At 35.0% G+C, this 12,109-nt stretch carries 10 protein-coding genes; 8 read left to right on the forward strand and 2 right to left on the reverse strand.

The window, feature by feature from the left end; translation table 11 throughout:
* Window positions 1-206 precede the first annotated feature (206 nt).
* The 5 genes from dnaE (at window position 207) to HND50_01980 (ending at window position 6,564) form a co-directional block, all read left to right on the forward strand.
* Window positions 207-3,680, forward strand: a complete 3,474-nt coding sequence (gene dnaE / locus HND50_01960) for a DNA polymerase III subunit alpha (GenBank protein NOG43967.1) — start codon at window positions 207-209, stop codon at window positions 3,678-3,680.
* Window positions 3,677-4,114, forward strand: a complete 438-nt coding sequence (locus HND50_01965) for a D-tyrosyl-tRNA(Tyr) deacylase (protein ID NOG43968.1) — start codon at window positions 3,677-3,679, stop codon at window positions 4,112-4,114. The genes dnaE and HND50_01965 overlap by 4 nt, the downstream gene beginning before the upstream one ends.
* A gap of 19 nt (window positions 4,115-4,133) precedes the next feature.
* On the forward strand, window positions 4,134-4,892 hold the full coding sequence (locus HND50_01970) for a PASTA domain-containing protein (GenBank protein NOG43969.1): 759 nt from the start codon (window positions 4,134-4,136) through the stop codon (window positions 4,890-4,892).
* A gap of 82 nt (window positions 4,893-4,974) precedes the next feature.
* Window positions 4,975-5,559: a phosphatidate cytidylyltransferase gene (locus HND50_01975; protein ID NOG43970.1), complete on the forward strand. Its 585-nt coding sequence runs from the start codon at window positions 4,975-4,977 to the stop codon at window positions 5,557-5,559.
* A 15-nt stretch (window positions 5,560-5,574) separates the two neighbouring features.
* On the forward strand, window positions 5,575-6,564 hold the full coding sequence (locus tag HND50_01980) for a PorV/PorQ family protein (GenBank protein NOG43971.1): 990 nt from the start codon (window positions 5,575-5,577) through the stop codon (window positions 6,562-6,564).
* A 15-nt stretch (window positions 6,565-6,579) separates the two neighbouring features.
* On the opposite strand, the gene HND50_01985 is transcribed toward HND50_01980, so the two are convergent.
* Both HND50_01985 and HND50_01990 read right to left on the reverse strand, forming a co-directional pair.
* On the reverse strand, window positions 6,580-7,845 hold the full coding sequence (locus HND50_01985) for a tetratricopeptide repeat protein (GenBank protein NOG43972.1): 1,266 nt from the start codon (window positions 7,843-7,845) through the stop codon (window positions 6,580-6,582).
* 9 nt (window positions 7,846-7,854) lie between these two features.
* Window positions 7,855-9,501, reverse strand: coding sequence for a DUF814 domain-containing protein (locus HND50_01990; protein NOG43973.1), 1,647 nt, complete (start codon window positions 9,499-9,501; stop codon window positions 7,855-7,857).
* Window positions 9,502-9,708: 207 nt separating this feature from the next.
* On the opposite strand from HND50_01990, the gene HND50_01995 reads away from it, so the two are divergent.
* From HND50_01995 to coaBC, 3 genes are read left to right on the forward strand one after another with little or no spacing between them, the layout of a single operon-like run.
* A complete protein-coding gene (locus tag HND50_01995; protein ID NOG43974.1) occupies window positions 9,709-10,584 on the forward strand; it encodes a YicC family protein in 876 nt (291 codons plus the stop codon).
* Window positions 10,585-10,587: 3 nt separating this feature from the next.
* On the forward strand, window positions 10,588-11,151 hold the full coding sequence (gene gmk, locus HND50_02000) for a guanylate kinase (protein NOG43975.1): 564 nt from the start codon (window positions 10,588-10,590) through the stop codon (window positions 11,149-11,151).
* Window positions 11,138-12,109: a bifunctional phosphopantothenoylcysteine decarboxylase/phosphopantothenate--cysteine ligase CoaBC gene (gene coaBC, locus HND50_02005; GenBank protein NOG43976.1), complete on the forward strand. Its 972-nt coding sequence runs from the start codon at window positions 11,138-11,140 to the stop codon at window positions 12,107-12,109. Before gmk ends, coaBC begins: the two co-directional genes overlap by 14 nt.

A 12,109-nucleotide genomic window follows, 5' to 3' on the forward strand; every position in this document is an offset into this window, starting at 1 on the left:
GACTAATTGTTTGCGAAAAACAAAATTAATCAGAGGCACATTAAAATTTTTCGTACTTAGCGATAAAGAATATCAAATATTCTTTTTTTCCTTTTGCTATTATTCACCCTCCAATCTAAATTTGACAAACTGCATTCAAGTGATCAATCTCATCTCACTTTTTAGTTTTCGAAATACATTCACAATTTTATAAGAGGGCGTTTAATTTGTCTTTTGTTCACTTACACAGTCACACACATTATTCGTTATTAGACGGTGCCGGCCGCTTAAATGATATGGTAAATAAAGCCGGTGATTTAGGTATGAATGCCCTGGCTATCACCGACCATGGCAACCTTTTTGGATCGGTTGAGTTTTACAATGCCTGCAAAAAGAAAAACATAAAACCAATTATTGGTTGTGAAGCCTATATCGCACCGGGTAAACATGACTTTCGCCAAAAGATGGAAGGCGAGAAGAACTATTATCACCTGATTTTGCTGGCCAAAAATCAAACCGGCTTTAAAAACCTGATAAAGCTTTCATCAATCGCATATCTTGATGGAATGTATTACAAACCACGAATAGATTTCGATCTACTCACTCAATATTCCGAAGGATTAATTGCTACATCTGCTTGTATGAGCGGACCAATTGCCTGGAAGCTGCGTCAGGGTAAAAAAGCTGAAGCAATAAAAATGGCTGAAGATTATCTCACACTTTTTGGGGATGATTTTTATTTTGAAATCCAGGATCATCAAATCCCGGAAGAACAGCATGTATACCCGCAAGTTTATGATTTGGCCAAAGAAATGGGTGTTAAGGTTGTCGCAACAAATGACACACATTATCTTGACCATGGCGATCATGAAGCACACGATATCTTGATTTGCCTGCAAACCGGAAAAGACCGTGACGATCCAAACCGTATGCGATATGGCACAGAGCAGTTGTACATGAAGTCGCCTGATGAAATGTTCAATCTTTTTAAAGATAAACCGCATGTTTTAGAGAATACGCTTGAAATTGCTGATAAAATTAATCTTGAACTGGATTTTAGTGCCCGCCACTTGCCAACATTTAAAATACCGGAAAGCGAAGGAAATCTTTCTGAGGATGATTTTTTGAAGACCCTTGCTTTACGGGGTGCGGAAAAAAAATTTTCTAATGTTTCAAAAGAGGTTATAGATCGAATAGATTTTGAACTTGGTGTGATTAGAGATATGGGTTTTGCCGGATATTTTTTAATCACACAAGATTTTATAGCGGCAGCCCGTGACCGTGATATTCCTGTTGGCCTGGGACGTGGTTCTGCAGCCGGCAGTATGGTGGCATACACATTAGGAATTACCGATGTTGACCCTTTAAAATATGATCTGCTTTTTGAACGTTTTTTAAATCCTGCCCGTATTACCATGCCCGATATTGATATTGATTTTTGTGTAGAACGGCGTGAGGAAGTAATTGATTATGTAAAAGACAAATACGGGAAACGAAACGTAGCACAAATCATCACATTTGGAACAATGGCCTCCAAAGGTGTTGTGCGCGATGTTGGACGTGTATTAAAAGTACCTCTGCCCAAAACAGATGCCATTGCAAAATTAGTACCCGTGGAAGGTGCCAAACCAATCCCACTGGAACGTGCTTTTAAAGAAGTACCGGAACTGAATGAAATTGCCGAGAGTGAGGACATTCAGATGCAGGAGTTGGTAAAATACTCCAAAACGCTTGAAGGCATTGCCCGTAATACATCCACTCATGCCGCCGGGGTTATCATTGCGCCGGAAGATGTTTCCAATTATGTGCCTTTGTACAAAACAAAAGAGGGCGATGTTTGTACTCAATGGACTATGGGCGCTTCTGAGCAAATGGGCATGCTCAAAATGGATTTCCTTGGATTGCGCAACCTGACAGTAATCCAAAAAGCTGAGAAGATGATCCATGCAAAACACAATAAGGATTTTTCAGCCCAAGATATTCCGTTGGATGATGAAAAGACATTTAAGCTTTTTGGGGATGGTTTAACAGTTGGCGTTTTTCAGTTTGAGAGCTCAGGGATGCAGGAATATCTTAAAAAACTAAAACCATCCCGCGTGGAAGATTTGATCGCCATGAACGCGCTTTACAGGCCCGGCCCGATGCAGATGATTGATGATTTTATTGATCGGAAATATGGGCGAAAAGAAATTGAATATCTTCATCCAAAACTTAAACCAATACTTGAAGAAACTTACGGCATCATTGTATATCAAGAGCAGGTAATGCGTATTGCATCCGATTTGGGTGGGTTCAGCCTGGCTGATGCGGATTTAATGCGCCGTGCAATGGGTAAGAAAAAAGCCGAAGTGATGCAGGAACAAAAAAAGTTCTTTGTTGAAGGCTGTATTAAAAATGAAATTGATAAAAAAATTGCATCGACTATTTTTGATTTAATCGAAAAGTTTGCCCAGTACGGTTTTAATAAATCACACTCTGCAGCTTACGCGCTTATTGCTTATCAAACAGCTTATTTAAAAGCGCATTATACAGCAGAATTTATGTCGGCCAACTTAACAAGCGAACTAACGAACCTAAGCCGTGTGATGGTTTTAATGGAAGAGTGCCGCAAGCTGGGTTTAACTATAAATCCGCCAAATGTAAACTACTCTGTTGCTAATTTTACACCGCTCGATGAAAATACAATCGCCTTTGGAATGGCAGCTATTAAAAATGTTGGGGCGAATGCTATAAATAATATTGTGCATGTGCGTGAAGAAAACGGTGAGTTTTCAAGCTTATATGAGTTGGTTCAGAAAGTTGATTTGCGGCTTGTAAACAAAAAAGTCCTTGAAAATCTGGCAATGGCCGGTGCATTAGATTCATTTAAAGGCAATCGCTCACAATTGTTTAACTCTGTTGAGACAGCTATAGAATTTGGTCAGAATGTACAAAGTGGTGCTAAAGATAAAAATCAAATCGGGTTATTTGATGGTGGCGATATGGCTATTGAAGAATCGATCAAAGAACCTGCATTGCCGGATATCCCGGATTGGAGCTTAAACGAAAAACTGAAAAAAGAGCGTGAATTGCTTGGCTTTTATATCTCCGGCCATCCATTAGATCCATATAAAACCATTATCTCTTTATATACATCAAAGTTCCTAAAAGAAAATGAAACAGAGAAGGAGTCGACGCCTAAGTCGAAAACAATTCGTATTTGTGGACAGGTAAATGAGTTGCGAACCCTGTTTGATCGTAAACAGCAGAAAATGGCATTTGTTAAGTTAGAAGATTTTGATCATAGTTATGAGGGCGTTGTCTTTGGTTCAGTATTTCCAAAATGTGAAGAACATTTAAAGCAGGATGCTATCGTTTTTATTCAGGGCACATTAAATTCTGAGCCGGATGATAATTTAATAAAGCTTGTAGTTGAATCGGTTTACAGCGCCGATAGTGTGCCGGAAAAGTTTACCGACTCTGTCATGCTTCATGTTAACCGGGAAAAGTTAAATGAAGAATTATTACATCAGTTAAAAATGACAATTAAATCCAGTCCCGGAAAAAACAAACTTCTTTTTAATTTCGATTTTAACGGCGAAGGCACAATACGTTTGAAGGCTGGGAAATCTGGCGTAACAATGACATCACCAACATTGAAACAGCTTTGCTCTTTGCTTGGTGATGAAAATGTAAAAATTAAGATGATTGAATCGCGATGAAAGTTTTACTGCAAAGAGTTAGCACAGCATCTGTTTCTGTTGATAGTAAAATTGTTGGCAAAATTAATAATGGCCTTCTTTTATTGATTGGAATTGGACATGAAGATAGTGAGGCTGATCTTGACTGGATGGCTGACAAATGTGTAAATCTGCGTGTTTTTGAAGATGCTGATGACAAAATGAATTGTTCATTGTTGGATGTAAATGCCGAAATTCTTGCAATTTCACAATTCACATTAATGGGCGATACGCGAAAAGGGCGCAGGCCAAGTTTTATCAATGCAGCTTCTCCGGAAATGGGAGAAAAAATGTATAATCTTTTTGTCGATAAGTTAAAATCATTTTCAATAAAAGTAGAATGCGGTATATTTGGTGCAATGATGGATGTTCAGCTTACTAATCGTGGCCCTGTAACTTTGATGTTAGAAAAATAAAAGGTGTGGAATCAGGATAATGGAAATTGATCAGTTAAAACAATCAAAAATATTTAAATCTACAATTATACTTTTGGCCTTACTTATATTTGGTTTATTAATGGACTTTTTTGTAATGCCATGGTTTGTTGACTTAGGCGATGAAAAAGAAATGCCGGATGTGGTAGAGAAAAATGCTAATGAAGCTAAAAACCTATTAGAAAAACAAGGCTTCACAGTTATTATGGCCGATTCCGTTTTTGATGCCAGTTTTGAAGCAGGCATGGTGGTTGAGCAAATGCCATTGGCATATTCTACGGTTAAAACCGGGCGAAACGTCTATCTCACAGTCAGTATTGGAGAAAGACCGATTATTATGCCAAACCTTTTTGGCATATCACCAAGAGATGCGGAGTTAAAATTAAATGCACTTGGCCTAAAACTGAAAGCCACCTTGGGATCTTATTCCGATTTATATCCTGATGGCGCGGTAATTTCTCAATCTTTTCCTCAGGGCCAACAGATAAAAAAGAATACTGCTATTACAATTACTGTCAGCTTTGGTGAAAAACCGGAAAACAGGACAATTCCAAATTTAATAGGGAAAAGCTATTCCGCCGCCAAACAGCGTTTGGAGCAACTAGGTGTATCCATCGATAAGGTTGAATATGAAGAGAGTACTTCTTATTTGCCGGATACCGTACTAAAACAAAGTTTGAAAGAGGGCACATCCATCACAGAAGACACTAAGCTTACATTAACTGTCAGTAAATTGGAAAGTGATTCACAGGATAATTAGGTCTAAATAAATCAGGGAAATATAATTATACTTCATTTTTCAGCATTATTTCTTATAATCCTTTCGAGACACCCAAATAAACATGCAAAATGAAATCTCACCAAAAACGGAGCTTGCAAGAAAGTTTATTCATATTTCAACGAGTATTATTCCTTTAGTTTATTATTATATGGCAACGAAGGAACAAATCCTTGTTTTGTGTATTAGTTTGTTTTTAATCTTTCTCGTTGGTGATGTTCTTCGCATTTATGTAACAAAATTGAGACAGATTTATGAAAAAGTATTTGGTATGTTACTCAGAAAAAATGAGACAGGAAAAACTCTCAATGGAGCAACTCTTTTATTTTTAGGATTTTTATTAGCAGTAGTTCTATTTGAAAAAAATATCGCTGTGGTTTCAATGTTATTCCTTTCAGTTTCTGATACATTGGCAGCGGTTGCAGGCAAGTTATTTGGAAAGTATAAAATTTTTAACAAAACGATTGAAGGAACGGCAGCCTTTTTTTTATCGGCATTTATTATAAGCCTGTTTTTTTACGATAAGCCCATTTTGGGTTTTGGAGTTGCCCTTGCCACAGCGATTATTGAATTGGTTCCATTGAAAATAAATGACAATATTACAATTCCGTTGATAAGCGGTTTATTATTTACAATTGCAAAAATTTAATTATTTGGATTAGATATGATCAGGAATAAAAAAGCAATTTATATATTATTTACACTTTTGATTAGCGCAAATATTATCCATGCCGGTGCATTTAAAAAATATGCCAGTGAATTTATGTATCTTGGCGCTGATGGACGTGGAGCAGCAATGGGAAGCGCTTTTACGGCTATTTCAGGAGATGTGACATCCATATATTGGAATCCCGCTGGTTTGGTTGAATCACAAGGTGTTCAAGCGCAGTTTATGCACAGCAAACGATTTATAAATGATATTCGCCAAAACTATCTTAGTTTCTCCATGCCATATACAGAGTCATCAACTATTGCCGCGTCCCTATATTATTTAACTGTAAATGATATCCCGGACTCCAGGGATATTTATAATGAAGCGATTGGAAAAGCTGAATATGACAAGTTAAAAAGGTTCAATGTTGGAGATTATATTTTAACATTGGCGTATGCACAAAAGTATCATTCTAATATTGATTTTGGAGTGAATGTAAAATTTATTTATAGCGATCTGGAAATTGAATCTGCCACCGGGATTGGTTTTGATGCAGGTGTAAAGTATACCTTAGATAATCTGAAACTTGGCCTGGTCCTTCGTGATTTTACCAGCACGTTAATGGCCTGGAGTACCGGTACAAAAGAATTTGTGACACCATCCGCGCGTTTTGGTGCTGCATATAATTTCAATATTACATCTCTAAATCTTAGAGTTATACCCGCTGTTGATTTGAACATTCTTGCAGAAAATAGAGATTATTCTGCCCAGGTAAATGCCGGGCCGTTTAGCGTAGATGTGCTGGCTGGAATGGAAATAAGCTATGACGATCTTTTGGCTTTGCGTTTTGGAATGGATGATCTGCAAAGGGTAAATGCAGGTATTGGAATTGCTTTGCCACGCGTTACTGTGGATTATGCATTTACTGAATATGAGAGCGAACTCGGCAATATTCACCGAATTTCTTTTCATTTATTTCTTGGAAATGTATTTCAAAATTAAACCACTACTTTAAATCTATTTATCCGCTTCAGATAATTTTTTTAATATATCTGCCGCTTCTTTTGCCTCTGTGCTTTCCGGAAATTGAGCAATAATAATTTCAAAAACCTCTTTCGCTTTTATTTTATCTTCTATTTTTTCTAAATACAGTTTTCCTGCAGAGAAAAGAAACCCTAATGATTCCTCATTTTGGGGAAATGTCTGGGCAAACAAAATCATTGTTTTAGCTGTCAGTTTATTATCATTCAGTTTTTTCTCATATAAGCGGATTATTATTTTTAGTGCTTTAAATGTTGCCTCTTCATTATGATTTTTTTCGACAATACGTTTATAGCTGTTTATACTTTCAATATAGTTTTCTTTCATCTCATAAATTGCTGCTATCCTCATCAAAGAAGAGGAATAATTAGGATTGTTTGGAAAGGCACTTACATGCAGCTCATAATTTTTTAAAGCTTCATCAGTGTCTTTATAATTATGATCGTATAATTTTGCCAGCTCATATTGCGCATCACCTGTTTTTGCTGCATCAGGATATTGGTTAATTATTTCCAGCAAATAATCGCGTGTCTGGTTGATGTTATTTAAATAGTCCCTGTTCAAAATTGCTAATTCTAATAATGCCTGGGGAACAAATCTGGATTTCTTATATAGTTTGCAAACTTTGTCAAAATTAAAAATGGCTGCGGGATGCTTTTTTCCAACTTTGTAAATATTTGCCTGCCAAAAAATAATAGCGTCCATATCCTCTTCAAAAGAAGCGAAGAGCTTTTTATAGAGACTTATTTCGCCAAAAAAAAGTTCGTCCATTTTTCTATAGTCAAGAGAATAGATAAATGAAAGATAATCCAGATAAGCCAATCTGTAATTTTCTTGCACCGGTATGTTACTAAGCTGTTGTAGGGTTTTTTCACTTTGTTCGGATAAGGTAAAATCAACACTGAATGTTACCAAAGAATCAATAATCTCTATTGAGCGTTTTCTTAGTGGGCTGTTTCCATGCAAAATATTCAGTTTTATCAGAGGGATAATCTGTTGTGAGGGCTGGTTTTTTAAAGAATATAAATGAGACAATCTATATAAAATTTCATCTTCTTGTTTTGAGTTTGGGTAAATAAATACAAAATTTTCAAACTCATCAATAAGATAATCTATTTGCGAATTTTGCTTTAACTCCTTAAAAGCTTCATCAAGAATATTATAATGTAAGTCTACTTTGTTTTGTGCATAAATATTTGAGGTAAAAAAAAGGGCAAGGGCCAGTATAAAAATAGTTTTCAATTAAAATCCTTAAATATTCAATGATAAAGGCTTTACAAAAATCACTTTCTCATTTCTTACATTCACTGTGCCCGGTAATGCTTTCCTAATTCTACTAACATAGCGGGCCTGTGTATAAATAACCGGTACTGTTGATGAATGTTTTGCCTTACTGTTGGCAGCAGTAATTTGTGCTGCCTGTTCAATTATTGAGTTTGGAATACTGATATCTTTACCCGGGACTTTTATGATAACATGTGCCCCCTGAACACCTTGTGCATGCATCCAAATATCCCATTTGTTTGCAAAAGAAAAAGTTAATAAATCATTGTTAATATTGTTTTTCCCAATGTAAATATCCCATTTGTTATCAAGTATTAACCTGCGGAAAGAATATTTCAATGTATCGGAAGACTCTTTTTTTGATTCGCCCTGTTGAATAACATTCATACCTATAAGTTTTTCTTTTATTTTTTGCAGTTCTTTAATACTTGCCGTTTGTATTTTCGTATCCATTTTTGATATCTCAGCCAATTCAGACGAATACATATTTTTCTTTAGACTTATAACTTTTTTCTTCTCAACAATATTTTTGTACTTATTAAAATAGTGGTTTGCATTTTCTACTGAGGTTTTTTTTGGGTTAAGCTTAACAACAATTTTCTCATGATTGTCGGAAAAAATATTTATTAGTTCGGCAGATGAGCTTCCGCGGGGGATTTTATGTTTATTTGTTAAAATTAAATTTCCTTTTAAATCTGCATCTTGTTTTCTATCCTCAATATTTTCAGCAAATGATATTTTTTTTAAAGCCGTTTCTAAAGATTTTTTTCTTTTTTTGATTGCATTTGAAATAACAGAGTTAAGCTGGTCGAAGGTTTGGTTTTTATTTATTTCATAAATAAATATAGACCAGGCTTTGTTTATTTCTTTAAAAATCTCAACCTCAAAGCCACTATCCAGAAGTAGTTTACTTTTAAATAGAGTTAAATATTTAGCTTGTTTATCTTTTTTGTAAATAAAGCAGTCGCCTGAGTTAATCTCATCTAAAAATCCGGAAATCGTAGAGTAAATGAGCTTTGAATTATTTATCTGTTTTACTTTATCGTCACTGTTAGTATTCATTCGAAAACAAATTTCATTAACCATGCGCTTATTAAGTGGCGGGCAAACAGCTCTGATAAGTTTTGATATTTTTATATCGGGTGTTGTAGAAATGGCATTTGTAATCAAAGCCTGCGAAATGGGGACAGGGATTTCATTTGGGTATTCTATTACTGTATTGAGTGATTTAAAAGATTCAAGTGGGTTTTTGCTTAAATCCGAAAGAATTATGTTTGGCGCAGTACCATAAAAGCAGGCACAAACATTAAAAGAATCAAATTTAATTGTAAGGAATTTATTATAAACGGCCATATTTAAATTAGAGATAGTATGGCCATATAAATCTTCGAAGAAATTCAAACGATCATTTTTTTGTTTTTTAGGACTATCAATTAAAATAAAAGGTTTATGTGTGCTTAGACTTAACTTTAATTGAAAAAGGTCGTTTTCCTTTTGAAGCTCAAATATCAATTCATTTTTATATTCGGTATAAACTGAAACCACCTCAGAGCCAATAACCTTGGGTGCAATTTGTCCAATTTGGGCTTTAAACAGGTAATAATTTTTAAACATATTTAAAAATATAAAAGTAGTTGTTTATTCGTTATTTAATTATTTGTTAGATTGTATAATGGAACATTGTTATCTGAAAAATATTTTTGATTAATCATCTTACTGAATAGAATTATTTTAGTTTAAAATATTTAGTGGTTCAATTACAATGCTAAAGTTATAAAAGTAATTACATTTATTAAACCAAAATATTGAGGTTTATTTTTTATGCATAGTATGACGGGATACGGTAAAGGTCAGCTTATGGCCAACAGGTTTGAAATTACGGTTGAAATAAAAAGTGTCAACAACCGCTATTTGGATATTATGTTCAGAATGCCCTCAATGCTTTCTTCATTTGAGTCCGGATTGAGAAAAATTGTGAAGAATAAAGTTAGTCGTGGAAAAGTAAGCGTATTCATAGAAATAAAAGAAGTTGTAAAGAGTGACAATGGCAATACTGTCAATGATGAAAAGCTGCTTCATTACTACAATACTTTAAAAGCTATAAAAACGAAACTGAATTTAAGTGAAGAAATAGATTTACGTCACTTGCTTACTTTTCAGGAGTTGTTTGAACCTGATATTAGCAGTGTTGATGAAAAGGAATTTAGCGAGCAATTAAGCAACACACTGGAAAAAGCCTTGCAGGCATTTAATAACATGCGTTTAAAAGAAGGCGAACATTTAATTAAGGATATGAATGAGCGGCTCACCAAAATAAATTCCATTACAAAAACAGTTCTGAACAAGGCACCGGCAAATGTAAGAAGTGAGTTTGATAAATTGCTTACCAGGATTAATGAACTTTTAGAAAACCAGCAAATAGATCCGGAAAGGCTGGAGCAGGAAATTGCATTAATATCAGACAAAGTTGATATTACTGAAGAGCTTACCCGCATGGAAAGCCATATTAGCCAATTCCGGCAAACATTAAAACGCGACAAAGAGTTAGGCAAAAAACTGACTTTTATTTTGCAGGAAATGCACCGCGAAGCCAACACAATGAATTCAAAAACAACTGATGTTGAAATATCACATTTGATCATTCAGGTAAAAGAAGAAATTGAAAAAATCCGTGAACAAACCCAAAACATAGAATAGAAGATGAAATTTAAATCACAGCACATAGTTTTTTCCGCACCAAGCGGGGCAGGCAAAACCACGATAGTTAAAATTCTACTTGAGAAACATCCTAATTTGGCAATTTCTGTTTCTGCTACAACCAGGGCAAAACGACCTTTTGAAAAAGACGGAAAAGATTATTATTTCTTATCCCCATTACAATTTAAAAGAGCGGCCAAAGAAAATAAGTTTCTGGAGTATGAAGAGGTCCATGGAAATATTTATGGTACTTTGAAAGACAAGGTGGATGAATCTGTTGCTGCCGGCAAAACAGTTTTGTTTGATATCGATGTAAAAGGCGCCAAGTCAATCCAACAGGCTTACAAAGATGCATTACTAATTTTCATAAAACCGCCGGGGAAAGATGTTCTCCGTCAACGACTCATTGATCGAAAAAGCGAAGATACTGAAACCATAAACAAACGACTGGAACGTCTTGATTTTGAATATGAGCAAGCAAGCTTTTTTAATCATGTTGTTGTAAATGATGATTTAAATACCGCTGTCAAAGAAGTTGAAAAATTAATAATTGATGATACAGAATAAAAAATCTATCCTAATTAAGGATGAATCCAATTTATTGTTTTTTGGCTGGGAATTACTTCAAAAGTTAAATAAATCTGATTATGTTATTTATCTTGAAAAGAAAAATAATTACGGTACATTTTTGTCGTTTTTCTCCAATTTTTTACAATTTCAAAAAGGACAGCATTTTGATTTGGTTATTAATTTCCAACGGGAAGCCGCGAAACAAAATACCGGCGAGCTTGATTATCTCTTCACCATAGCAGAAAATGGAGATATCTCACCAAAAGAAAATGTTGGAGATTTTTTAGATTTAATAAAAGCTCATTTTTCAGCAAAAGATTTTAGAAATAGAAAAATACTGATTTCTGCCGGCCCAACAAATGAAGATATTGACCCTGTCAGGTTTCTGTCAAACCGATCAACTGGGAAGATGGGAATCGCTTTAGCAAGAGCGGCTTATATTCGAGGCGCAGATGTAAAGCTAATAATAGGCCCCGGCTCAGCAAGGAAACCGGCCTACTTAAATATCCTCAAGGTGCGTGGTGCAGAAGAAATGAACCAAATAGTTCAAAAGCATTTTGCCTGGTGTGATTTTTTTATTTCATCAGCCGCGGTAGCAGATTATACGCCACTAACAACACTAAAAAATAAAATGAAAAAAGGCTCAGGAAACCTTCTGCTTGAGATGAAAAGAACTGCCGATATTTTGCAGAATATTCAGACTTTAAAAAGAGCTGATCAAAAAGTAATTGGATTTTCGGTTGAAACAAAAGACCTGATTGAAAATTCTCGAAAAAAACTTATTAGAAAAAATCTGGACCTGATTATTGCCAACAATCCAAATCTAAAAGGAGCTGGTTTCGCAGGAGATACAAACCAGGTTGAGATTATAAGTAAGTCGAATAATGTTTCGCTGCCATTGATGACAAAAAATGATGTAGCCGATAAAATCTTAGACAATATGCTGGAAATTTAA

This window comes from Calditrichota bacterium, from assembly GCA_013112635.1.
Classification (GTDB): domain Bacteria; phylum Calditrichota; class Calditrichia; order Calditrichales; family J004; genus JABFGF01.

Excerpts from the sequence above, each read along its gene's own strand:
- coaBC (NOG43976.1), top strand. The coding sequence starts at position 11,138 with ATGATACAGAATAAAAAATCTATCCTAATTAAGGATGAATCCAATTTA.
- HND50_01970 (NOG43969.1), top strand. The coding sequence starts at position 4,134 with ATGGAAATTGATCAGTTAAAACAATCAAAAATATTTAAATCTACAATT.
- HND50_01975 (NOG43970.1), top strand. The coding sequence starts at position 4,975 with ATGCAAAATGAAATCTCACCAAAAACGGAGCTTGCAAGAAAGTTTATT.
- HND50_01980 (NOG43971.1), top strand. The coding sequence starts at position 5,575 with ATGATCAGGAATAAAAAAGCAATTTATATATTATTTACACTTTTGATT.
- HND50_01990 (NOG43973.1), bottom strand. The coding sequence starts at position 9,501 with ATGTTTAAAAATTATTACCTGTTTAAAGCCCAAATTGGACAAATTGCA.
- HND50_01995 (NOG43974.1), top strand. The coding sequence starts at position 9,709 with ATGCATAGTATGACGGGATACGGTAAAGGTCAGCTTATGGCCAACAGG.
- HND50_01965 (NOG43968.1), top strand. The coding sequence starts at position 3,677 with ATGAAAGTTTTACTGCAAAGAGTTAGCACAGCATCTGTTTCTGTTGAT.
- gmk (NOG43975.1), top strand. The coding sequence starts at position 10,588 with ATGAAATTTAAATCACAGCACATAGTTTTTTCCGCACCAAGCGGGGCA.